Below are 21,639 nucleotides of genomic sequence, written 5' to 3'. Positions count from 1 at the left end.
CTGGGCGACAACTCCGCGAGCCGGGCGTTCTCGATCGACCTACACCTCGGCCGCTGCCGCCGCGAACTGCGCGTTGTAGAGGCGGTAGTAGGCGCCGCGTTCCGCCAGCAGGCGTTCGTGGGTGCCGTGCTCGACGATGCGGCCCGCCTCCATGACGACGATCAGGTCGGCGTCGCGGATGGTGGACAGGCGGTGCGCGATGACGAAGCTGGTGCGGTCGCGGCGCAGGGCTGCGGTCGCGTGCTGCACCAGCAGTTCGGTGCGGGTGTCCACCGAACTGGTCGCCTCGTCCAGGATCAGGATGGACGGTTTCGCCAGGAACGCCCTGGCAATGGTGATCAGCTGCTTCTCGCCGGCGCTGACGCCGGAGCCCTCCTCGTCGATGACGGTGTCGTAGCCGTCGGGCAGCGCGTGCACGAAACGGTCCACGTACGCGGCCCGCGCGGCTTCGAGGATGTCCTCGTCACTGGCGTTCGGGTTGCCGTAGGCGATGTTCTCCCGGATGGTCCCCTTGAACAGCCAGGTGTCCTGCAGCACCATGCCGATGCGGGAACGCAGGTGGTCACGGCTGATCCGGGTGATGTCGACGCCGTCGATGGTGATCGCGCCGGAGTCCAGTTCGTAGAACCGCATCAGCAGATTCACCAGCGTGGTCTTGCCGGCGCCGGTCGGGCCGACGATGGCGACCACGTGGCCGGGTTCGGCGAGCAGCGAGAGCCGTTCGATCACCGGCTGCTCCGGTTCGTAGCGGAACGAGATGCCTTCGAACTCGACCTGCCCGCGGTCGACCGGGCGGGTGTCGGCCACCGCCGGGTCGGGGCTCTGCTCCTCGGCGTCGAGGATCTCGAAGATCCGCTCGGCCGAGGCGACGCCGGACTGCAGCAGGTTGGCCATCGCGCCGATCTGGGTGAGCGGCTGGCTGAACTGACGCGAGTACTGGATGAAGGCCTGCACGTCGCCGAGCGAGAGCTGGCCCGTCGCGACCCGCAGGCCGCCGACCAGCGCCACCAGCACGAAGTTCACGTTCCCGAGGAACATGATCGCGGGCATGATCAGCCCGGAGATGAACTGCGCCTTGAAACTCGACTGGTAGAGCTCCTCGTTGCGCTTGTCGAACTCCGCGCCGACCTCGCGGTTACGGCCGAACGCGGTGACGATCTCGTGCCCGGTGTAGGCCTCCTCGACCTGCGCGTTCACCAGGCCGGTGTTCTTCCACTGGGCCACGAAGTGCGGCTTGGAGCGCTTGGCGATCAGCGCGGTGACGTACACGGCGGCGGGCACGGTGAGCAGGGCGATCAGCGCCAGCAGCGGCGAGATCCAGAACATCATCACCAGGATGCCGAGCACCGTGAACACCGAGACGATCAACTGGCTCATCGTCTGCTGCAGGCTCTGCGCGACGTTGTCGACATCGTTGGTGACCCGGCTCAGCACGTCGCCGCGCGGTTGAGAATCGAAGTAGCGCAACGGAAGTCGATGGATCTTGTCCTCGATGTCGCTGCGCAGCCGCTTGACCGTCCGGTTGATCACCAGGTTGAGCAGGTAGGCCTGCAACCAGCCGAACACCGACGCGCCGAGGTAGAGGGCGAGCACCAGCAGCAGCACCCGGCCGACCGCGTCGAAGTCGACGCCGACCCCGGGCACCACGTGCATGGCGCTGAGCATGTCGGCAAAGGTGTTGTCGCCCTTGGCCCGCAGGTACTCGACCGCCTGCTCCTTGGTGGTCCCCGCAGGCACATCCAGCTGCTTGCCGACCACACCGTCGAAGACGATGTTGGTCGCCTTACCGAGCAGGTACGGACCGAGCGTGTTCAGCACCACCGAGACGATGGCGAGCGCCACGACGAGCCAGACGAACATGCGTTCCGGCGCGAGCCTGCGCAGCAGTCGCTTCAGCGACGGTACGAACGACTTCGGCTTGGCGTCCGGCGCACCGGGGGCCGGCATTCCTGGCCTCATCGCACCTCTTCCGCGCTCAGCTGGGACGACACGATCTCTTGGTATTCCTTACAGTCGCGCATCAGTTGCTCGTGCGTACCGACCCCGGCCATCTCGCCGTCCTCGAGCACCACGATCTGATCCGCGTCGCGAATCGTGGTAATCCGTTGCGCCACAATGATGACCGCGCAATCCCTGGTTTCCGGCCGCAGTGCGTCCCGCAATCGGGCGTCGGTCGCCACGTCGAGCGCGGAGAAGGAGTCGTCGAACAGATAGACCCGGGGTTTCTTGACCAGTGCGCGCGCGATGGCGAGCCGCTGGCGCTGACCACCCGAGACCGTCGTGCCACCCTGCGCGACCGGAGTGTCCAAGCCCTGCGGCATGTCTCGCACGAAGTCGGCGGCCTGCGCGATCTCCAGGCAGCGCCACAGGTCCGCGTCGGTGGCGTCCGGATTGCCGTAGCGCAGGTTGCTGGCCACCGTCCCGGAGAACAGATAAGCCTTCTGCGGAATCAACCCGATCTGCGCGCGCAGCAGTTCGAGGTCGATGTGCCGGACGTCGGTGCCGCCGAGGTAGACCGCACCGTCGGTGACGTCCATCAGCCGCGGAATGAGGTTGAGCAGCGTGGTCTTGCCCGAACCGGTGGCACCGACGATCGCGGTGGTGGTGCCCGGTTTCACCCGGAACCGAATGGCTTTCAGCACCGGCTTCTCGGCGCCGGGGAACGCGAACTCGGCGAACTGGAAGTCGACGTCGGCGGGGTCACCCTGGAACGGTTGCGGCAGCGGCGGCGGGACGACCGAGGACTCGGTCTCGAGCACCTCGCCGATCCGGTCGGCGGAGACCGCGGCGCGCGGCGCCATCATGGCCAGGAACGAGGCCATCATCACCGCCATCAAGATCTGCATGATGTAGGAGAGCAACGCGGTGAGCGAGCCGATCTGCATGGTGCCCGCGTCGACGGCGTGCCCGCCGAACCAGATCACCGCGACGGCGGTGACATTGCTGATCAGCATGACCAGCGGGAACATCAGCGCCATCAGCCTGCCGACGCGCAGCGCGGTATCGGTCAGCTCCGTATTAGCGACGCCGAAGCGCCAGGTCTCCTGGCGTTCCCGGACGAAGGCCCGCACGACGCGGATACCGGTGATCTGCTCGCGCAGCACCCGGTTCACCTCGTCGATCCTGGTCTGCATGTCCCGGAAGCCGGGCACCATCTTGCTGATGATGAAAGCCATCGACAGGCCGAGCGCGGGCACCGCGATCAACAGCAACCAGGACAGGCCGAGGTCTTCGCGCAACGCCATGACGATGCCGCCGACGCACATGATCGGCGCCATCACCAGGATGGTCGCCGACATCGCGATGAGCAGCTGCACCTGCTGAATGTCGTTGGTGTTGCGGGTGATCAGCGAGGGTGCGCCGAACATGCCGACCTCGCGAGCGGAGAACGTGCCGACCCGGTGCAGCAGTGCGCCGCGCATATCGCGGCCCGCGCCCATGGCCGCCTGCGCTCCGAGGTACACCGAGCAGCCCGAGGCGACGATCTGCACGCCGGTGACCGCGAGCATCCACAGGCCGGTGCTCCAGATGTATCCGATATCGCCCTTGGTGACGCCGTTGTCGATGAGGTCGGCGTTGAGACTCGGCAGATACAACATGGCGATCACCGAGATCAACTGCAGCACAACGACCCCGGCCAGCTGGGCGCGGTAGGGGTGCAGATAGGTGCGCAGTAGTCGAATCAGCATGATGGATCGCAGGCTACCGGCAACCGGTGACGGTCGTCGTAAACATTTCTGACCAGCATCAATACCCTCCAGTCGAGGCGCATACCCACCAATCGCGCAGCCCTGGCGGTTGAACCTAATTCAGCGGATGCTCTCTGCGCGCCCACGCACCCGGGTCGTTAGTGAGCGCATCGACGAACTCGGGCAGCCGATTGTCGGCGACCTCATCGATCGACACGTTCTCCAGTACCGCACGGATATTCACCCGCAAGGCGATCCAGACCCGTTGCAACGATTCGGCCGCACCCGAATACGTCACGTCCTCGGGGCGCTCGCCGCGCACCGAGGCGAGCGGGCCCTCGATCGCCCTGATCACATCGGCGATGGAGATCTCCGACGCCGGGCGGGCCAGCCAGTAACCACCGTCGGGGCCACGCCTGCTGATCACCAGCTCGGCGCGGCGCAGATCGCCGAGCACGGTCTCGAGCACCTTCGGCGGGATGCGCTGAGCGGTCGCGATGGCGTCGGCCTTGACGACCGGCGCCGCCTGCACAACCGGGCCGCTCGGGACCTGATTCAACCGCGGTGCGCGGGCGATTTCGAGCAGCGTCCGCACCGCGTAGTCGACCTTCGCGGTGATGTGCACAGCGTCTCCTGGCGTTTGCGGTGGTCCGACGAGTAGCTGCAATCTACGCGCTACGCAGCGGTGTCAGCACGCAGGTCGCCGCATCGAGCAGCGTGGCTTCCACCAGCGCGTCGTCGGCGCCGGGTGCGAACTCCTTCGACATCAGCGCGACGCCGAGCATCGCGAGCGCGGCGCTGGCGCGCAGCTTCGCTTCATCGGTGGCGTCCGGGCCGGCCAGCCATTCGCGCAAGGTCTGGTCGTCGTCGACGAGATCGGGATGTCGGTCGGCCACCGCGTTGACGATCGTCACGGTGTCGCGCAGCACCAGCGCCCCCGCGTCGCGGTGGTGCACCATGCCGCGCAGGTAGCTGCGCAGCACGTAGCGAATGCCGTCCGCGTCGCGCGGCGTCCGGTCCAGATCGACGACCACCGAACGCAGATGATCGATGATCGGATCGATGATCGCGTGCAGCAGATCGAGCTTCGAGGCGTAGTGATAGTAGAGCGACGCCTTTGTGATTCCCACCGCATCGGCGACCTCGCGCAGGCTGGTCTGCTCGAATCCTTTGTCACCGAACAGCTTCACCGCGGCGTCGCGTATCGCGGATTTAGTGCCCCGACCAGCGGCAACGGTGGCGGGGACGGAACGAGCGGCCATCAAGTGATCCTCTCACCATTCGTGCGCCGAGCTAACGATGCCCGCGAAATTGAGGTTGTGCCTCCGCTTAGACCTCGATAGTCTACCTACCGCACGGTAGGCAGAAAGCGCCAGTGGAGGCGGGGGCATGCAGGGCATCCCGCGAGTGCTGTCTACGGCTAATCAGCACGCACCCAGCTATCGCTAGGAGATCCTTCGTGTCCGTTTATCTGTACAGATGGGGAAAGTTCGCTTTCCGAAGAAAGTGGATAGTACTGCCCGCCTGGCTCGTGCTGTTCCTGCTCCTCGGCGGCCTCGGCGCACAGCTCAGCAAGCCGATGACCAACGACTTCAGCATGCCGGACCTGCCGTCGGCCCGCGCCAACGACATTCTCGACCAGCACTTTCCCGGCGCCTCCGAGGCGTTCAAGTTCGACGCTGTCACCGGCACCTATGTGATCGGCGCGCCGGCCGGCCAGAAGCTCACCGACCAGGTGAACCGGACGGCCCTGGACGCCTTCATCGCCAAGCTCGGCGCGCTCGACATCGTCGACCACAGCAAGCCGATTGTTAACCCGGTCGAGGCCGCCGACAAGATGGGCTGTCTGGCCAACCCTGATCCGGCCCAGTGCAGTGGTGCGCCACTGAACGTGCTGAGCAAGACCGTGCCCGACTCGGTCGCGGTGCTGAACGTGCCGTTCGCCATCAAGAAGTTCACCGACGTCACCGACGAGCAGCGCGACGCGGCCTACGCGGTCGCCGCCGACGCGCGCAACGCCGGGCTGACCGTCGAGATGAGCGGCTCGATCGCGATGAAGCAGGAGGCGCCGAGCGGCAAGTCCGAGCTGATCGGTATGGGCGTCGCGCTGGTCGTGATGATCGTGGCGTTCGGCGCGATCGTCGCCGCCTTCGTGCCGATCGTCACCGCGATCGTCGGCCTCGGTGCGGCCACCTCGCTGATCATGCTGGGTACCTCGGTGATCGAGGTGCCGAGCTTCACCACCTTCCTCGCCTCGATGATCGGCATCGCGCTGTCCATCGACTACGCACTGTTCATCGTCTCGCGCTACAAACATGAACTGGCCGTACAGGATTCGCCGGAGGAAGCAGCCGGTACCGCACTCGGCACCGCCGGGTCCGCAGTGGTGTTCGCCGGTCTCACCGTGATCATCGCGCTCGGCGGGCTCAGCATCGTCGGCGTGCAGTTCATGACCTTCATGGGTCTGGGCGGCGCGATCGCCGCCGGGTTCGCGGTGCTCACCGCGATCACACTCATGCCCGCGCTGCTCGGCGCGTTCGGACGGTTCCTGTTCAAGCCGAAACTGCCGCTGGTCGCCAAGCACGACCCCGAGGACGACAACTCGGTCACCAACGGCATGCGCTTCGGCAAGCTGATCGGCAAGGCGCCGTGGGTCGCGCTGATCCTCAGCGTCGTGGTGCTCGGCGCGCTGGCCGCGCCCGCGGCCGGTCTGAACCTCGGCCTGCCCGGCGACGACAGCCAGCCGAAGACCTCCACCATTCGCAAGGCCTACGAGCTGCGCACCGAGGGGTTCGGTGAGGGCAGCAACGGCGTGCTGAACGTGGTGGCCGACCTGTCGAAGGTGCCCGAGGAGAACCGGGACAACGCGGTCAAGGCCTTGCGCGACAAGCTGTCCGCCTACCCCGGCATGGACTACGTGACCGAGCCGCAGTGGAGCAAGGACAAGCAGGGCGTGCTGCTCGACGGCGTGCCGAAGTCCGGCCCGAACAACCAGGCCACCAAGGACCTGGTCAGCGACGCCCGCGACGCGGAAGGCCAGCTGAAGGCCGAGTTCGGCATGGAATACGGCATCACCGGCACGACGGCCATCTACGCCGACGTGGACAACGTGCTGCTCGGCAAGATCGTGCCGTACCTGGCGATCGTCGCCGGTGCCGCGTTCGTCCTGCTGATCCTGGTGTTCCGCTCGATCCTGGTGCCGCTGACCGCGGCCTTGGGCTTCCTGCTCTCCATGGCGGCGACGTTCGGCGCGACCGTGCTGATCTTCCAGGAGGGCAAGTTCGGGTTGATCGAGGACCCACACCCGCTGGTCAGCTTCCTGCCGATCATGTTGATCGGCTTGGTGTTCGGCCTCGCGATGGACTACCAGGTGTTCCTGGTGACCCGGATGCGCGAGGAGTTCGTCAACGGCAAATCACCCAAAGACGCGGTCGTCGCCGGTTATCACCACGGCGCCCGCGTGGTGACCTCCGCGGCCATCATCATGATCTCGGTGTTCGGCTCGTTCCTGATGGAGACCGACGTGACGGCGAAGTCGTTCGGCTTCGCGCTGGCGGCCGGTGTGCTGTTCGACGCGTTCATCGTCCGGATGGTGCTGATCCCGTCACTGCTGATCCTGATGGGCAAGTGGTCCTGGTGGATTCCGCAGTGGCTGGACCGGATCCTGCCCGACATCGACGTCGAGGGCGCGAAGCTGCGTGAACTGCAGCAGCGCTCGGCGGACACGGTGAAGGAGCCGGTCGGCGTCAGCTGATCCCCGGTAGTGCCTCTCGGCCCCGCACCCGTTCTCGGGTGCGGGGCCGAGTCGTATCCGGGGTCGGTTCTTGATCTTGTGCGCCGTCCGCAGCAGACTCAGTAGCAGTTCGGCCTCCAGCTCGGTAGTTCCCCGGCGGGTGCAGTCGGCCCGCGCGCGTTTTGTCGCTCGATCCGGCACGACTCGATCACCGCGAGGAGAACCCTGTGTCCGTGTACCTGTACCGATGGGGAAAATTCGCCTTCCGCCACAAGTGGATAGTGCTGCCCATCTGGATCGTCGGCTTCCTGGTTCTCGGTGCGCTGGGAACCCAGCTGAAAGAGCCGATGAGCGACGACTTCAGCATGCCCAACCTGCCGTCGGAGCGCGCGACGCAGATCCTGGACAAGCACTTCCCCGGCATGTCGGAGGCGTTCAAATTCGACGCCGTGACTGGCACCTATGTGCTCGGCGCGCCCGCGGGCCAGAAGCTCACCGATCCGGTCAACCGGCAGGCGATCGATGCGCTGATCGAGAAGCTGAACCAGCTCGACATCGTCGATCACAGCAAGCCGATCCCCAACCCGATCACCGCGACCGAGGAGATGGGCTGCCTCGTGCCCGACCCGGACGCCTCGAAGTGCAGCGGCGCACCGTTGAACGTGCTCAACAAGACCGAGCGCGACACCGTCGCGTTCTTCAGCGTGCCGTTCGGCATCAAGAACTTCACCGACGTCACCGCCGACAATCGCAAGGCCGCCTACGACGCGGCCGACCAGGCGCGCGGCGCGGGACTGTCGGTCGAGCTGAGCGGCACCATCGCGATGGAGCAGCAGGCGCCCAGCGGCAAGTCCGAGCTGATCGGCATGGCCGTCGCGCTGATCGTGATGATCGTGGCGTTCGGCGCGATCGTTGCCGCGTTCGTGCCGATCATCACCGCGATCGTCGGGTTGAGTGCGGCCAACTCGCTGATCTTCCTCGGCACCTCGTTCCTGTCCATCCCCAGCTTCACCACCTTCCTCGCCTCGATGATCGGCATCGCGTTGTCCATCGACTACGCGCTGTTCATCGTCTCGCGCTACAAACATGAACTGGCAGTACAGGATTCGCCGGAAGAAGCAGCCGGTACGGCACTCGGCACCGCCGGGTCCGCAGTGGTGTTCGCCGGTCTCACCGTGATCATCGCGCTGGTCGGGCTCAGCATCGTCGGCGTTCGATTCCTCACCTTCATGGGTCTCGGTGGCGCGGTCGCCGCGGCGTTCGCGGTGCTCACCGCGATCACACTCATGCCCGCGCTGCTCGGTGCGTTCGGACGGTTCCTGTTCAAGCCGAAACTGCCGGTCATCGCCCAGCACGATCCGGAGGACGACAGCTCGGTCACCAACGGCATGCGGGTCGCCCAGGCCATCGGCAAGGCGCCTGCGGTCGCGCTGGTCCTCAGCGTTGTCGTGCTCGGCTTGGTCGCCCTGCCCGCGGTCAATATGAACCTCGGGCTGCCCGGTGAGGACAGCATGCCCAAGACCTCCACCGTCCGGAAGGCCTATGAGCTGCGCACAGCGGGTTTCGGGGAGGGTAGCAACGGTGTCCTGCAAGTAGCCGTGGATCTCACCGCCGTACCGGCCGAGAAACGCACCGCGGCTCTGAACTCACTGCGGGACGAGCTGGCGTCCTACCCGGACATGGACTACGTGACCGAGCCGCGCCTGAGTCAGGACGGGCTCGGCGCCGTCATCAACGGTGTGCCGAAATCAGGCCCGAACGATCAATCCACCAAGGATCTGGTCCGCGACGCCCGCGACGCCGAGGGGCGGCTCGAAGCGGAGTACGGGATGGAGTACGGCATCACCGGCACCACCGCGATCTACGCCGACATCGACCATGTGCTGCTCAGCAAGATCGTGCCGTACATGGCCATCGTCGCGGGCGCGGCATTCATCCTGCTGATCCTGGTCTTCCGGTCCATCCTGGTGCCGCTCACCGGCGCGCTCGGGTTTCTGCTCTCCATGGCGGCGACCTTCGGCGCGACGGTGCTGATCTTCCAGGAGGGCAAGCTCGGGTTGATCCAGGATCCGCGGGCCATCGTCAGCTTCCTGCCGATCATGTTGATCGGCTTGGTGTTCGGGCTCGCGATGGACTACCAGGTGTTCCTGGTGACCCGCATGCGCGAGGAATACGTGCACGGTAAACCGCCGAAGGAGGCGATGATCAGCGGTTATCACCACGGCGCCCGGGTGGTCACCTCCGCGGCCATCATCATGATCTCGGTGTTCGGCTCGTTCCTGCTGGAGTCCGATGTCACCGCGAAGATGATGGGTTTCGCGCTGGCGGCGGGCGTGCTGTTCGACGCCTTCCTGGTGCGCATGCTGCTGATCCCGTCGCTGCTCGCGCTGATGGGCAAGTGGGCATGGTGGATGCCACGGTGGCTGGACAAGATCGTGCCGGATATCGACGTGGAGGGTGCCAAGCTGTTCGCATTGCGTGGACAGCCGACGCCGGGCGAGGCGCGGCAATCCGCTGACGTCGGTTGATGACACTCGCCCCCACCGCACGGTGGGGGCGAGGTCGTTTATTGGCTCGGCTGCGGCAACGTGCAGTCGTCGACCTTCGGGTTCACACCCATGTAGTTGAGCGGGCCCGCGATCGCCGTGACGGCGATCGTGCCCCAGCCCGCGCAATTGGTCGGACTGCTGTCGAAATAGTGACGCTGACCGGCGGCGAGCAAGCCGACGGCCAACCAGATCAGCAACAGAAAGCTGAAGAACCGGGTACCTGTATGGCGCACTGCTCGACCGCGCACACCGCGGTCGCGAATCTCGTGGTCGCGCATGTCGTCGCTCCCTTTCCGTGCTCCCCACCTGGGAATACCCGTCTGAGCACGGTTTATCCCCTACGGGCTCGGCTGCGGCACGTTGCAGTCGGCGACCTTCGGGTTCACGCCCACGTAATTGAGGGGGCCGGCGAGGACGGTGAGGGCGGTATTGCCGAATCCGGCGCAATTGATCGGACCGCTGTCGAAGTAGTCGCGCTGGCCCGCGGCGATCACGCCGACCACCAGCCAGAGCACGACAATCAAGCTGCCAAGTCGCATCGCTGCCTCGTTCGTCGGCGTCCTTTGAGCAAGCTCATTATGTGGTGCCGAACGCGACGCGCCGAACCCGGCGAGGGACCCTGCGCGCCGCCGCGATGCGCAGGACCACCTGCGCGCCGCCGACGCGGCAGAAACCTCTGCGCGCCCGCACGCGGCGGGCCTCGCGCCCGCTGCCGGGCGCGAGGTCACCGAATGGGTTGGGCCGGTGCGCTATCCGCGATCACCGGGCCTGTCGACTACGGACTCGGTTGCGGGACGTTGCAATCGTCGACCTTGGGGTTCACACCCATGTAGTTGAGCGGGCCGGCGATCACAGTGACGATGATGGTGCCGGTACCGGCACAGTTCACCGGACCACTGTCGAAGTAGTCGCGCTGGGCTGCGGCGATAACGCCGATCAGCAACCAGACCAGGACAATAATGCTTCCGATTCTCATGTTTCTCTCGCTCATCGGTCTCGAGCGGACTGTTCGACGGCGCATGGGCCACCACGTCCTTCCCGCGTTTAGCTATCCGGCGTATACCCCGGTTCGCGCGAAATATCCGTTGCGGGTGAACTATTGCTCGTCGGCGTGAGTGTCGGCGTGTCGTCGCTGGTCAGGGGGTTGCAGGCAGCGGTGCGGCACTTGTACCCGACCAACGAATGGAGCTGGACCACCGCGAACGGTGTCGCTGGCGCGCGACCGCGAATCGGTGGCGCTGCCGCGCGACGACGACGCGGAAGGTGTGCCCCCTTCGGCGGCGACGACCTGGACCGGTGCACCGCGGTGCTGCGACCCGAGGGTCACGAAGGGCGAATGAGCTTGTCCCGCGCAGCCTTCCGATAGTGGCGCGTCGGAGCACCCAGCGAGGGATGATGGGCCGATGGAGCGGTCGATGGACGAGCAGTGGCAGCGGTTAGGCGAACATCTCGAGTCCGTGCCCGGACGGCTACCGGGCGAGGTGCGTCGGCAGATCCGCAGGCGCGCAACCGATTCGGCGGAGGGGGACGGCGTTCCCGCCGAGCTCGCCGCCTTCATCGATCTGGTCGCGCAGCGTTCCTCCCGGGTTACCGCGGCGACCGTCGCCGGGCTGACGGCGGCGGGCCACAGCGACGACGAGATCTTCGAGGCGGCCGCCCTCGCGGCGTACGGGGCGGCCGACCGGCGCCTGCGGGCTGCCCGCCGTGCCTGGGAAGGACTCTGAAATGTGGCTCACGGCAGTCGAATCCGGACATGATCGGGTGACCCGGTTGATGTTCGCCACGATGCGGCGTTTCACCAGAGGGGACGTGCCCGCCGTACTGAAGGTGATGTGCTACCGGCATCGCTTTCTCGGGACACCCCTGTCCGACCTCACCCACCAGGCCATGCGCGGACCCTCGTTCTGGACCGAGGGCGAACGCGAGATCTTTGCCACCGGCACGGCGCAGACCAACGAGTGCCCCTTCTGCGCGTCGGCCCATCACGCGATCGCCAGCGCCTACGTGGACAGCAATGTCGTGCGCCTCGCCTTGGCCGCCGGCGACGACTCGCCGCTGCGCCCCGAGGCACGGGCGATGCTCGAATTCCTGGAGAAGCTGGCCCGCGACCCCGACGGGCTCATCCCCGGCGACGCGGACAAGGTGCGGCAAGCGGGCGTCTCCGCCGAAGCATTCGAGGAGGCCGTATGGGTGGGTACCACCTTCGGCGTGACCACCCGCATGATGAACATGGTCGGCGCCGGCCCGCTGGAGCCCGAAGAAGCCAAGGTCGGCGCACGATTCATCAAGAGTTTCGGTTACCGGATGCCGCCACCGATTACGCTCTTGTCACGCGGCACTTGACCCTTGCAGCTCGCCCGGCATACCCCACCTGTCCAGGAGGTAGCACGATGAGCAGGTCCTTACCCCGAACCATCGTGAGTGCCGCGGTCTTCGCCGCCCTCACCGCCACCGCCGCCACCGTCGGTCCGCCGGCCAACGCCGACGTGGTCTCCGTTAGCGCCGCCGTCGGGGCCGAGGGGCTGCTGACCGGCTGCCGCTACACCGTGACGGCCGCCGTCACCGATGCGGTGATCCCGCCCGGCTCGGTGTTCTTCATGCTCGCCGGCGGGGTGATCCCCGGTAACGGTGAACGGATCCCCGGCGAGGTCGTGCACCATCCGGAGAACAACACCGTCACCGCCACCTGGACGCCGACTAGGGTCGGTTCGCAGAATCTGATCGGCATCCAGAGTGAACCGGGCAAGTACACCTCGACGAAGTTCATCACCGTCGAGGTCGTCGGCAGCGGGCTCGACACCGGCAGTTCCTGCGTGCGGATCGGTTAGCCGTTCGTCAGGCGAAGTCCGCGGCGTGGTCGGCGGCCCACCGCCGGTAGCCGCGGGCCGGTGAACCCGTGATCTCCTGAACCGTCGATGTCGGCTGTCCTGGTGCGTCGACCATTGCGGCGAGCCCGGCCAGCACGAAGTCGGCGTATTCCGCTGGGAGCCAGGTCATGTGCTGTGCGGCCTGCTCCGGTGGGAGTTCCTCCCATTCCAGTGGGCGGCCCAGTGCCGCGCCGATAGCGGCTACCTGTTCGACTCTGCTCAACGAAATCGGCCCGGTCAGTTCGTATTTCGCACCCGCGTGCCCATCGGTGGTCAGCGCACGAACAGCCACCGCGGCGATATCCGCCTCGTGCAGCAGCGTCATCGATGCCGCACCGTAGGCCCCGCGCACGACGTTGCCCGCGCGGATCTGCGGTGCCCATTCCAGGGTGTTCGTCGCGAAACCGTGCGGGCGCAGGAAAGTCCACTCCAGTCCGGACTCGACGATCGGCCGTTCGACCGCCGCGTGCGCCGCGCCGATCGGGTTGTCCTGCTCGTCGACGTCGTCACGGACCGCGCCGGAGGACAGCAGGACAATGCGATCCGCGTGCTCGGCGATCACCCGAACCACCGAGTTCGCCACGGCGGCAGGCAAAGTGGGCCAAGTCAGGTACACCGCATCCACGCCGTCGAGCGCGCGAGCCAGCGTCTCCGGCGCGGCCAGGTCGCCGGGCGCGAGCTCGACATCGGCAGGCAACGACGCCGCATCAGGTCGGCGAACCAGTGCGCGCACCGCCACCCCGGTCTTCGCCAGCTGCGAAACAACTTGTCCGCCAACGTGACCGGTCGCGCCGATCACCAGAATTCTGTTCGGTTGAGCCATGCGCTCACGATACGAAGGAAGCTAACTTCAGATAAGGCCCTACCTAGAAGTAAGCTCATACCGTGGACGTAGGTTTCCAGAACAGCAAGCTGCCACCCGCTCCGCAGCGTGACGTATTCGACAGCGACTGCCCCGCCCGCACCGTCCTCGACAAACTGACCAGCCGCTGGGGAGTCCTCATCCTCTCGGCTCTGCGCTGCGGACCCATGCGCTTCCATGCCCTGCGCGACAACATCGGTGGCATCAGCGAAAAGATGCTCTCCCAAAACCTGCGCACCTTCACCCATTACGGCCTCGTCGACCGCACCGTAGAACCCACCGCCCCACCCCAGGTCACCTACGCCCTCACCCCCATGGGCAAGGAAGTGGCCGAACAATTACACGGCCTACTGTCCTGGGTCAGCGTCAACGCCGAAGCCATAGTGCAGTTCCAGTCGGAATCGTCGCCATAAGACGTAGTCGACCGGTATAAAAAAAGCCCTTCACCTGCTCGTGCAGATGAAGGGCTTTTTGGCGGTGGCGGAGGGATTTGAACGCTCCGTCACCCCACTACCACGATCAGGCGATTTCGCGCAAACCCTCTGGTAGCACAGAACTTTCATTCACTCGCATTCCCGGCCGAAGACTGCGTTCGACCGGCATTCTTTGTCAGATTCTTGTCACCAACACCTCGTCGCCTGCTGGAAACACCCCAGGCTAGGGACCCCTCCCCCGCATGCCTACTCGCCCCCGCACCGCTCTGTTGTCTTCTCCAAGTACGGGTTCCAAGGGGTGTAAGACACACCGGGCATACAACCCCTCCGTGCCATTGCTGACGCATCCTCCGGCACAGTCGCCCATCTCTCTTCAACAGAAGTCCGCGCGGGGGGATACCGGCCTGTATGCCTGAGGGCAGGCCAATAGTTGCCTCCGACCCCCCTCCCCCCTGGTCGGTGGAGGTTTGGCCCGTATGCCTGAGGATGGGCCGTGAACCGGGAGGGAAGGAGGGTGCCGCCACCCCAGCTCATGACTTGCGGCAGATGCCGACATTCGCGACCGCGCAGCAGACGGCATCGGACGTTCCGGTCACGCCCACCTTGCTCTTCCTCAAAAACGGCAACCGGGGAGGGGACCGCTTCCGGTCGCCGCCCTCGCGATGAGGCGAACGACCACAGTTGGCGCGATCTTCACGGCAAGACACGGTTTTATGGATCGACGGAACGACGTCTGGGCTCAGCCCTGCTGTTCTGTCGCCCACCGAGCGAACTCGCTCCATTTGATCGGGATGACTGCGCGACCGTACTTCGGCCGCCAGTCCAAGCGGCCTTCGGACACCAGCAGGTCGCCCAGCACCTTGCCGTCGATCTTCACGTTAAAACTCAGATCGACCCGATTTAGCAGAAGTCCATCGGTCGACAATCTAACTTCATGAACGGACACAATTCCTCCTGTGCTCGATACCCGGCCTGAACCATCCGAGAAAACTGATGTTGATATATAGATCGTCGGGAAACCTGCTGATGTGACAACCAAGGGCCTGGTGCCGCATCGAGTGCCCCCTGTCGCCGGTCAGCAACAGGACCCAACCAGAAATCATCCTGAATTCGACTTGCGCGGGCGTTCTGGCCGCAGAGCACCCTCTACCGCTAACTGCGCCGTAAGCGGCTTATTTACATGACATCTGACGCTCAAGACAATCCCTTACGGAGCACCGAAGTCGCATAACGTCTGTTTGTAGTCTTGCGGAAGGGCCATCCGGGCGAGCCACTCGTCTGCGAATACCGTGGCCGTGGTGCAGGCCCATTGCGCGCACCCTGCGCCCAAACATTTGTTTGGGAACCACGGCATGCCGATTGGCTGTCGGTTGCCCAAGAACTCGGGTTTTAGACGCCTCTCGATCTCACTCGCCTGGTTCTGCGGCACGCCCACCTTCTGCCAACCAACCTTGAAGTGGACGAGTTGGTTCCGCAGGTAGATCATGGATTGAGCAGAACTGTAAATTGGATCAGCTTTGGCAAACAAGGCTACGCCAGCGATACCGAGAGCCTGCTGATACTTTTCGAACAGTTGGAGATATTGCTTCTTCTTCCGAACCTCGGTCTCATCCCATAGGGTTGCCAGCGTCGTGATGACTTGAGGCGTAAACACTCTCATGCGTGCGGTGTTCGTAGACATGTACTGGTCTGCGGCGTCACTGAACAGCTCGTTCACGAGTGATTCGAGGAATGAGGCTGCGAATTTTACGCTAGCCATCGCATACGAACGATGCGGAAAATCTACTTTGCCGGATGCCGCCTGCGTGACCTCGGCTTCGCGTTCGTCGCACAGTCGTGCAAAATGCAGTGCAGCCCAGAGATGCTGCGCGGTCAAGCTCTCACGGACTGTTACGTTCGCAAGTTCCGTGAACGCAATCGCATCGGCGGCTGGAACTGCAACCGTGACGTCCTCGGATTGCTCGTTTTCCGGCATAGCTACCTCGGTCCGCCGACAGTGGTATGGAGTCGAACCAGCATATGACCTGCCACAGATATTTGCGGGCCAATGAGCCCACCGCCCGCGCAACCCGTACAGCCTCGTTCCTGCTATACGGAACGCTTCGATAGGCGCCGGGGTGAGAGGGCCACCAGGTGCCGCACAATCACCACCAAGCGCACCCAGCAACAGTTAGCGTTGGACGATGACCGTCTACGAGCCGTCTTGGGCTTGGCGTCTGGCTCAGAGCGAGTTGGAGATACCGCTACATCGACGTTGGGAGCACTCGAAGGGAGTGGCGGAAGCCGCGGTTGAGCTTGCGGCACAACTCAGCTGCGATCAGGAATTGCTCGAAGCGTCCGCCATCCTCCATGACGTCGGATACGCGCCCAGGCTTGCGATGACCGGGTTTCATCCGCTGGACGGTGCCCGCTTCTTGCGGGACGAGCATCGCGCCGATGAGCGGCTTGTCCGTCTGGTCGCGAACCACACCTTCGCTTTGCTGGAAGCGGACGAGCGCGGTTTGCGTGACGAACTGGAGTCAGAGTTTCCTATCCTGGATAATCCACTGCTGGTGGATGCCTTGACCTACTGCGACATAACAACAACACCGGATGGCACACGAACCACGGCGGGCGACCGGGTAGCAGAAATCATAAGCCGCTACGGTCCAGATACCTTGGTGGGTCGGTTCATTCAGCGTGCTACACCGGATATCTTTGCGACAGTGGCGCGGATCGAGCAAGCGCTATTGACTCATCCGAGGTAGGGGTAGTTGCCCGACAGATAGTCACCGATCTGTTGGCGCATACTCGGGTGGATATCGTACTGGTCCAAATCTGTAGGGAGCACGAAGGTTACGCCGTCAGCTTCGTCGTTGATGGTGGGCTCCCCGCCGACTGGTCGGCCGATGTAAGTGTTCTCGTACTGCTGACGAATTTCGCCATCGGTATAGGCGACGATGTGATTCGGGTTGCTGTAAACGCCTAGGAAGCCTGTTATTTCAGCCGTGATACCGGTTTCTTCCTGACATTCTCTGATGGCACACTCGGCGGGCGTTTCGCCCATATCCATTGCGCCACCAGGCAACGCCCACTGACCCGTATCACGACGCCGCTGCAACAGAATTGCCCCGGACTCGTCGGTGACGAGCAGATTGCATGCCACCACAAGCGAATTGGGCTTGGGTGCCTTCGGGTCGAAGTAGTACTCGATTCTGCCCATGATCAGCCTTTCGTCAGGGTGTCCAAGGTTTCGCGTCTGCCCAGATGGCATCGAAGCTTTCGGTGTAGTTGTCGAACCATCCGGAGTCGTCGACGCGCTTGAGTTGGACAACCGGGTTTGCGCTGGCGGGTTGTCCCCAGATATGTGGGTTCACCAGTAGGTTTTCGTCGTAGCGGAAGAGAGAGTTGTACAGCGTCGTGTCGTGTAGGCGGACCTCGCACCCATCCTCGGACAGCAACGTCCGGTAATAGGTCAGTGACGCACGGACTTTCGCCGACAAGGTATCGCCGATGCCTTCCTCTAGACCGCGAGCGGCAACGGCTTCGCCAGTGGGATTTCCGAAGCACAGCCGGACCTTTGCTCCCTGGACAGCCCGCTCGGCAAGCATCTTCACGACTTGGGGGTTCGTCTGGACGAAGAACGTCCCGGAGAAGACCAGTACGTCTACCTGTTCGGTGGCGTCGCGGAGCAGCGACAACCAGACTTCTCGTGGTACCTCGGCGCGGTTCGGATAGGTGGCAACCAACTCGAGGTTCTTCGGAACCGGCGGAGTCTCCGGCGCGGGCGGCCACAGAAACTCTTCTTCAACACGAAGGTGGTGCGCGACGCGGTGACGATGTTTCGGGTGTGGCACCCTGCCGCCAAGCCATCGTCCGACTGTCTTCGGGTCAACCTGGCACGCTTCGGCCAGCGACTCGGGCCTGACGCCACGCTGGAGCAGCACGCTCTGTAGTCGGACGTTCACAGTCTCTATGGAAGCCGACGAGCCTGGCATCAGCAAGGACATCGCGGCGGGACGCCGAAAACGTCCCAGGACGTCTATCGCCCAGCCCTATACGCGGTTACGCGGTCCTGCTGTTCTCGGACACGATGACTTCCCACCCACGAAACCTCAGGGGGACAACGTGATTGAAGAAGTCACCGGTGTGCGCAAGATTCGGATGCTGTATCTCCAACTGCTGTACCGCTGCAATTTCGCCTGTGGTCATTGCTTCCACGGTGAGCGGCTGAAATACGCAGATGCCTACACCGCCGAGCAGGCATGCAATCTGATGCGACTCATGCAGCAGCAACACGGCACGGAGGCAGTGACGTTGCTTGGCGGCGAGCCGTTCGTCTACAAGGATCTGGCACCCGTTGTTCGCTACGCGAAGCACACCCTCGGTCAGGTAGTGGAGATTTGCACCAACGGCTACCGAATCGGTCCACGTTTGCGCGAAATCGCACCGTGTATTGACCTGCTTCGAATCTCGCTAGAAGGCATCGGCAACACCAACGACGCCATTCGCCGCGATGGAAGCTACACGGCGGCACTCGATTCGATCGCCCTCGCGCGGGGCCTGGGCGTGCGAACCGGGGCGACACTGACTGTGAACCGACACAACATCAGCGAAGTAGTCGACCTTGCCTACACGCTGCAAGCGCTAGGAGTCTCGCAGCTCAAACTGCATCAGCTGCGCCCTGTCGGAAACGCTGCGCTCCATCCTGAACTACTGGTCACCGATCCCGCTGACTACTCGGTGATGCGCGACCAGCTGCGGAGCGCACCGCTACGAATAGAAGTGGTCTTGGATGAAGACCTGTCCGAAGACGGCGCTTTACCGTGCGCCATGCCAGGCCCGCGCGATGAAATCGACCGAATCGAATCCGACCCACGGGGCGCCCTCACGATGTCGTGCAAGGCCGTGGGCAAGGACTCGCATGCCTTTTGGTACGACAAGGACACAGATCGCATCGTCCACCGGCCGTCGGCTAAAGACGAAGTGACACTGGGTATCCCGGATGTGGTGTACAGCCATGCGTAGGTACCTCTTCGAGAGTATCGAAGGCTTACCTGGCACTGGAAAATCGACTGTCGCCCCATTGCTTGCCGAAGCTCGCGAGGCAGTCCTGGTGCCGACAGTTCCAGCGTTCTATCAACCACTTCGCCGGGAACTCGACATGTACGAGAACGCGAATGCGCGGATGTGCCTCTTCCTATCCGCGCTCTTCACCGCAGTCGACCAGATCCGCCGGTATCTCGACGCCGGAATTCCCGTCGTGGTCGAAAGCTATTTCGCCCGCTGCCTGACCACCCACCGGGTCTATGGAGCTGACGTCGACGTGATCCTCCCGCGCAACCTGCCCCAACCAGTCATGTACCAGTTGGTGTGCGAGCCACACGAACGGCGGAAGCGTATGGCTGCGCGCGCTAAACCAGCTACGAGATGGGACACCATCGGCGAGCAGAATGCCGAGCGCCTTGCCGACGCCTACCTCCAGCTTCCCGTCCACCAGATCGAGACCAGCGGACGACGACCCGAGCAGGTCGTCAGAGCGATCCTGGACCTGAACGCGATTGGGGGCGACCGTGCCTACCGATAGCCTGTGGGAACAGACCCTGACCTTCTTTCCTCAGTTCGTGCGCGCTCTCAATGAAGAGTGCCGGCCGGGCGCGACCGTAGCCGTGATCGGTGCCAGCGACGGCAAGTTCGTACTGCCCCTAGCCGCAGCCGGGTACCGCGTTGTCGCCATCGAGAAGGACCCGCTTGCGCTGAACGGCGGCGAAGCGCTGCTTCCGGTGTCGGGGATTACCTACGTCCCTGGTTTGGTGGAGCGGCTGAAAGAGGCCAATCTCCATCATCGAGTTCGTATCGTGTGCGCGGACTTCCTCGAAGTCGAATCCGCGGAGACCACCGTTGACGCGGTATGGACCAGCTGCTCGTGGCACTACAGCGTGAACCACCGAAGACCTCTGAGTGAGTTCGTCGGCCGGATGCAGCGGCTCGTTCGACGGGGAGGACTGTTCGGTGCGGAGTTCATGATGCCGGTCGAACCACGTCACCACTCGATCGAGCACTACACCGCACCCGACCGACTGTCCCGCTACTTCACGAACGATTGGGAGGTGCAATTGACGTTGCACACCGACTGGTTCACCGAGCGTGCCCATGTGGGCCAGTTGGACGACCACACCCACCGCATGGGATTGCTTATCGCAAGGCGAGACCCCGGAGGACCAACTCGAAGGCGGATACAGCAGCAATGAAACATGAGTACGAGGCGAAGTTCCTGGCGGTAGACGTCGAAGGTCTGCGCGCGAAGCTCACCGGGCTCGGCGCGATCCAGTCGTTCTCACGAACGCTGTTGACCCGCAAGATATTCGAGAACGACTCACTGACTCGTGGTGCATGGGTCCGCCTGCGTGACGAGGGGTCACGCTCCACGCTGACACTCAAGCAGGTCACCGACGCCACCACCATCGACGGCACCACTGAAATCGAAACCGCCGTGGGAGACCTGCACGCCATGGCAGAAATCCTGGTCAATCTCGGCCTGCGGCAGGTCCGATACCAGGAGAACTACCGCGAGGAGTGGCAACTCGGCGACATGGTGTTCGACCTGGACACCTGGCCCGGTTTACCGACATTCCTGGAGATCGAGGGTCCGAGCGAGTCTGCCGTGCGTCTCGCAGCCACACGCCTGGGTCTGGACTACACCGAAGCCAGGTTCGGCAGCGTGGACGAGGTCTACAAGAGCGAAACAGGGCGAGACATCCTCGCTGAGCCGACACTGCTGTTCGAGGAGCCAATGAAGGAAACCTGACCGGAGCCATACGGCCGTTGCCGGAAGAAAAAGCCCCTCACCTGTGTGCACAAGTGAAGGGCTTTTGGCGGTGGCGGAGGGATTTGAACCCTCGGAGGGGGGTTACCCCTCACACGCTTTCGAGGCGTGCTCCTTAGGCCGCTCGGACACGCCACCGCCGACAACCATACCGGAATGCCTCCGGATCGCTAAATCGCCAGCACACCTACCCGGGCCGGTGTGACTTGACGCACGGAAGGCGCTCGTGACGCAAGCTGCACCCTGCGTCACGAGCGCGGACGGTGCGTCAGGTGGGCTCAGCGCTGGGTTTGGAAGAAGGTGTTGAGGAGGGCGGCGCAGTCGGGTTCGAGGATGCCGCCGTGGACTTGGGGGCGGTGGTTGAGGCGGCGGTCGCGGACTACGTCCCAGAGGGAGCCTACTGCGCCGGTTTTGGGTTCCCAGGCGCCGAAGACGAGGCGGGCGACGCGGGCCAGGACTAGGGCGCCTGCGCACATGGTGCAGGGCTCAAGGGTGACGGCGAGGGTGGCACCCTCCAGGCGCCAGCCGTCGCCGTGGCGTTCGGCGGCGCGGCGCAGGGCGAGGATCTCGGCGTGGGCGGTGGGGTCACCGAGGGCCTCGCGCGCGTTTGCCGCGCGCGCGAGTTCCCTTCCGGTGGAGTCGAATACGACGGCGCCGACGGGCACATCGCGTGGGTCCGCCGCGGCGGCCGCGGCGATCG

Annotated in this window: 24 protein-coding genes and 1 tRNA gene; 11 read left to right on the top strand and 14 right to left on the bottom strand. The window is 64.2% G+C overall.

Going from position 1 to position 21,639, the window contains the following annotated elements; genetic code table 11:
* Positions 1–39 precede the first annotated feature (39 nt).
* The 4 genes from NN4_RS13000 to NN4_RS12985 all read right to left on the bottom strand — a co-directional run bounded on the left by NN4_RS13000 (position 40) and on the right by NN4_RS12985 (position 4,951).
* Positions 40–1,959, bottom strand: coding sequence for an ABC transporter ATP-binding protein (locus NN4_RS13000; protein WP_147130183.1), 1,920 nt, complete (start codon positions 1,957–1,959; stop codon positions 40–42).
* The gene (locus tag NN4_RS12995; protein ID WP_147130182.1) at positions 1,956–3,689 is read right to left on the bottom strand and encodes an ABC transporter ATP-binding protein; all 1,734 of its coding nucleotides are present in this window, start codon (positions 3,687–3,689) and stop codon (positions 1,956–1,958) included. The genes NN4_RS13000 and NN4_RS12995 overlap by 4 nt, the downstream gene beginning before the upstream one ends.
* Positions 3,690–3,804: 115 nt before the next feature.
* The gene (locus NN4_RS12990; protein ID WP_147130181.1) at positions 3,805–4,314 is read right to left on the bottom strand and encodes an RrF2 family transcriptional regulator; all 510 of its coding nucleotides are present in this window, start codon (positions 4,312–4,314) and stop codon (positions 3,805–3,807) included.
* A 43-nt stretch (positions 4,315–4,357) separates the two neighbouring features.
* A complete protein-coding gene (locus NN4_RS12985; protein WP_107653674.1) occupies positions 4,358–4,951 on the bottom strand; it encodes a TetR/AcrR family transcriptional regulator in 594 nt (197 codons plus the stop codon).
* A gap of 197 nt (positions 4,952–5,148) precedes the next feature.
* Here NN4_RS12985 and NN4_RS12980 point away from each other — a divergent pair, with 197 nt between their 5' ends.
* Together NN4_RS12980 and NN4_RS12975 are read left to right on the top strand one after the other, a co-directional pair.
* Positions 5,149–7,443: an MMPL family transporter gene (locus tag NN4_RS12980; RefSeq protein ID WP_147130394.1), complete on the top strand. Its 2,295-nt coding sequence runs from the start codon at positions 5,149–5,151 to the stop codon at positions 7,441–7,443.
* Between the two features lie 206 nt (positions 7,444–7,649).
* Positions 7,650–9,950: an MMPL family transporter gene (locus NN4_RS12975; RefSeq protein ID WP_147130180.1), complete on the top strand. Its 2,301-nt coding sequence runs from the start codon at positions 7,650–7,652 to the stop codon at positions 9,948–9,950.
* 38 nt (positions 9,951–9,988) lie between these two features.
* On the opposite strand, the gene NN4_RS12970 is transcribed toward NN4_RS12975, so the two are convergent.
* The 3 genes from NN4_RS12970 to NN4_RS12960 form a co-directional block, all read right to left on the bottom strand.
* Positions 9,989–10,249, bottom strand: coding sequence for a hypothetical protein (locus NN4_RS12970; protein WP_186818404.1), 261 nt, complete (start codon positions 10,247–10,249; stop codon positions 9,989–9,991).
* Between the two features lie 60 nt (positions 10,250–10,309).
* On the bottom strand, positions 10,310–10,510 hold the full coding sequence (locus NN4_RS12965) for a hypothetical protein (protein ID WP_107653672.1): 201 nt from the start codon (positions 10,508–10,510) through the stop codon (positions 10,310–10,312).
* Positions 10,511–10,746: 236 nt separating this feature from the next.
* Positions 10,747–10,947 carry a hypothetical protein gene (locus NN4_RS12960; protein ID WP_147130179.1) on the bottom strand — a complete coding sequence of 67 codons (201 nt, stop codon included), beginning with the start codon at positions 10,945–10,947 and terminating at the stop codon, positions 10,747–10,749.
* A gap of 427 nt (positions 10,948–11,374) precedes the next feature.
* On the opposite strand from NN4_RS12960, the gene NN4_RS12955 reads away from it, so the two are divergent.
* From NN4_RS12955 to NN4_RS12945, 3 genes are read left to right on the top strand one after another with little or no spacing between them, the layout of a single operon-like run.
* Positions 11,375–11,695 carry a hypothetical protein gene (locus NN4_RS12955; RefSeq protein WP_147130178.1) on the top strand — a complete coding sequence of 107 codons (321 nt, stop codon included), beginning with the start codon at positions 11,375–11,377 and terminating at the stop codon, positions 11,693–11,695.
* Between the two features lies 1 nt (position 11,696).
* Positions 11,697–12,314 carry a carboxymuconolactone decarboxylase family protein gene (locus NN4_RS12950; RefSeq protein WP_147130177.1) on the top strand — a complete coding sequence of 206 codons (618 nt, stop codon included), beginning with the start codon at positions 11,697–11,699 and terminating at the stop codon, positions 12,312–12,314.
* Positions 12,315–12,361: 47 nt separating this feature from the next.
* Positions 12,362–12,799: a hypothetical protein gene (locus NN4_RS12945; RefSeq protein ID WP_147130176.1), complete on the top strand. Its 438-nt coding sequence runs from the start codon at positions 12,362–12,364 to the stop codon at positions 12,797–12,799.
* Between the two features lie 7 nt (positions 12,800–12,806).
* On the opposite strand, the gene NN4_RS12940 is transcribed toward NN4_RS12945, so the two are convergent.
* Complete coding sequence (locus NN4_RS12940; protein ID WP_147130175.1) at positions 12,807–13,661, bottom strand: NAD(P)H-binding protein; 855 nt, start codon at positions 13,659–13,661, stop codon at positions 12,807–12,809.
* A 62-nt stretch (positions 13,662–13,723) separates the two neighbouring features.
* Between NN4_RS12940 and NN4_RS12935 the strand changes: the two genes are divergently transcribed.
* On the top strand, positions 13,724–14,113 hold the full coding sequence (locus tag NN4_RS12935) for a winged helix-turn-helix transcriptional regulator (protein ID WP_147130174.1): 390 nt from the start codon (positions 13,724–13,726) through the stop codon (positions 14,111–14,113).
* Positions 14,114–14,873: 760 nt separating this feature from the next.
* Here the strand turns inward: NN4_RS12935 and NN4_RS12930 are convergent.
* Both NN4_RS12930 and NN4_RS12925 read right to left on the bottom strand, forming a co-directional pair.
* On the bottom strand, positions 14,874–15,080 hold the full coding sequence (locus NN4_RS12930; RefSeq protein WP_147130173.1) for a hypothetical protein: 207 nt from the start codon (positions 15,078–15,080) through the stop codon (positions 14,874–14,876).
* A gap of 261 nt (positions 15,081–15,341) precedes the next feature.
* Positions 15,342–16,109: a hypothetical protein gene (locus tag NN4_RS12925; protein ID WP_147130172.1), complete on the bottom strand. Its 768-nt coding sequence runs from the start codon at positions 16,107–16,109 to the stop codon at positions 15,342–15,344.
* 208 nt (positions 16,110–16,317) lie between these two features.
* Here NN4_RS12925 and NN4_RS12920 point away from each other — a divergent pair, with 208 nt between their 5' ends.
* Positions 16,318–16,881 carry an HD domain-containing protein gene (locus NN4_RS12920; RefSeq protein ID WP_147130171.1) on the top strand — a complete coding sequence of 188 codons (564 nt, stop codon included), beginning with the start codon at positions 16,318–16,320 and terminating at the stop codon, positions 16,879–16,881.
* Here the strand turns inward: NN4_RS12920 and NN4_RS12915 are convergent.
* The gene (locus tag NN4_RS12915; protein ID WP_147130170.1) at positions 16,869–17,336 is read right to left on the bottom strand and encodes an NUDIX hydrolase; all 468 of its coding nucleotides are present in this window, start codon (positions 17,334–17,336) and stop codon (positions 16,869–16,871) included. The genes NN4_RS12920 and NN4_RS12915 overlap by 13 nt on opposite strands.
* A gap of 13 nt (positions 17,337–17,349) precedes the next feature.
* Entirely contained in the window at positions 17,350–18,081 is a 732-nt protein-coding gene (locus NN4_RS12910) for a DUF5919 domain-containing protein (RefSeq protein ID WP_186818384.1), read from the bottom strand.
* 160 nt (positions 18,082–18,241) lie between these two features.
* Between NN4_RS12910 and NN4_RS12905 the strand changes: the two genes are divergently transcribed.
* From NN4_RS12905 to NN4_RS12890, 4 genes are read left to right on the top strand one after another with little or no spacing between them, the layout of a single operon-like run.
* Positions 18,242–19,141, top strand: coding sequence for a radical SAM protein (locus tag NN4_RS12905; RefSeq protein WP_147130169.1), 900 nt, complete (start codon positions 18,242–18,244; stop codon positions 19,139–19,141).
* On the top strand, positions 19,134–19,700 hold the full coding sequence (locus NN4_RS12900) for a P-loop nucleotide/nucleoside kinase family protein (RefSeq protein ID WP_147130168.1): 567 nt from the start codon (positions 19,134–19,136) through the stop codon (positions 19,698–19,700). Before NN4_RS12905 ends, NN4_RS12900 begins: the two co-directional genes overlap by 8 nt.
* A complete protein-coding gene (locus NN4_RS12895) occupies positions 19,675–20,364 on the top strand; it encodes a class I SAM-dependent methyltransferase (RefSeq protein ID WP_222595047.1) in 690 nt (229 codons plus the stop codon). Before NN4_RS12900 ends, NN4_RS12895 begins: the two co-directional genes overlap by 26 nt.
* Complete coding sequence (locus NN4_RS12890) at positions 20,361–20,921, top strand: class IV adenylate cyclase (RefSeq protein WP_147130167.1); 561 nt, start codon at positions 20,361–20,363, stop codon at positions 20,919–20,921. The genes NN4_RS12895 and NN4_RS12890 overlap by 4 nt, the downstream gene beginning before the upstream one ends.
* Before the next feature lie 65 nt (positions 20,922–20,986).
* Here the strand turns inward: NN4_RS12890 and NN4_RS12885 are convergent.
* Positions 20,987–21,077: transfer RNA gene (locus tag NN4_RS12885), tRNA-Ser, on the bottom strand.
* 140 nt (positions 21,078–21,217) lie between these two features.
* Complete coding sequence (locus NN4_RS12880) at positions 21,218–21,637, bottom strand: nucleoside deaminase (protein WP_246180847.1); 420 nt, start codon at positions 21,635–21,637, stop codon at positions 21,218–21,220.
* Between the last annotated feature and the right edge of the window lie 2 nt (positions 21,638–21,639).

This window comes from Nocardia ninae NBRC 108245 (assembly GCF_007990755.1).
GTDB classification, from domain to species: domain Bacteria; phylum Actinomycetota; class Actinomycetes; order Mycobacteriales; family Mycobacteriaceae; genus Nocardia; species Nocardia ninae.
This window is presented reverse-complemented; position numbering and strand designations above follow the sequence as displayed.

Bases quoted from the DNA above. Each gene is read 5' to 3' on its own strand.
- NN4_RS12995 (WP_147130182.1), bottom strand. From the start codon at position 3,689: ATGCTGATTCGACTACTGCGCACCTATCTGCACCCCTACCGCGCCCAG.
- NN4_RS13000 (WP_147130183.1), bottom strand. From the start codon at position 1,959: ATGAGGCCAGGAATGCCGGCCCCCGGTGCGCCGGACGCCAAGCCGAAG.
- NN4_RS12965 (WP_107653672.1), bottom strand. From the start codon at position 10,510: ATGCGACTTGGCAGCTTGATTGTCGTGCTCTGGCTGGTGGTCGGCGTG.
- NN4_RS12960 (WP_147130179.1), bottom strand. From the start codon at position 10,947: ATGAGAATCGGAAGCATTATTGTCCTGGTCTGGTTGCTGATCGGCGTT.
- NN4_RS12890 (WP_147130167.1), top strand. From the start codon at position 20,361: ATGAAACATGAGTACGAGGCGAAGTTCCTGGCGGTAGACGTCGAAGGT.
- NN4_RS12950 (WP_147130177.1), top strand. From the start codon at position 11,697: ATGTGGCTCACGGCAGTCGAATCCGGACATGATCGGGTGACCCGGTTG.
- NN4_RS12955 (WP_147130178.1), top strand. From the start codon at position 11,375: ATGGAGCGGTCGATGGACGAGCAGTGGCAGCGGTTAGGCGAACATCTC.
- NN4_RS12945 (WP_147130176.1), top strand. From the start codon at position 12,362: ATGAGCAGGTCCTTACCCCGAACCATCGTGAGTGCCGCGGTCTTCGCC.
- NN4_RS12940 (WP_147130175.1), bottom strand. From the start codon at position 13,661: ATGGCTCAACCGAACAGAATTCTGGTGATCGGCGCGACCGGTCACGTT.
- NN4_RS12920 (WP_147130171.1), top strand. From the start codon at position 16,318: ATGACCGTCTACGAGCCGTCTTGGGCTTGGCGTCTGGCTCAGAGCGAG.
- NN4_RS12925 (WP_147130172.1), bottom strand. From the start codon at position 16,109: ATGCCGGAAAACGAGCAATCCGAGGACGTCACGGTTGCAGTTCCAGCC.
- NN4_RS12915 (WP_147130170.1), bottom strand. From the start codon at position 17,336: ATGGGCAGAATCGAGTACTACTTCGACCCGAAGGCACCCAAGCCCAAT.
- NN4_RS12970 (WP_186818404.1), bottom strand. From the start codon at position 10,249: ATGCGCGACCACGAGATTCGCGACCGCGGTGTGCGCGGTCGAGCAGTG.
- NN4_RS12985 (WP_107653674.1), bottom strand. From the start codon at position 4,951: ATGGCCGCTCGTTCCGTCCCCGCCACCGTTGCCGCTGGTCGGGGCACT.
- NN4_RS12900 (WP_147130168.1), top strand. From the start codon at position 19,134: ATGCGTAGGTACCTCTTCGAGAGTATCGAAGGCTTACCTGGCACTGGA.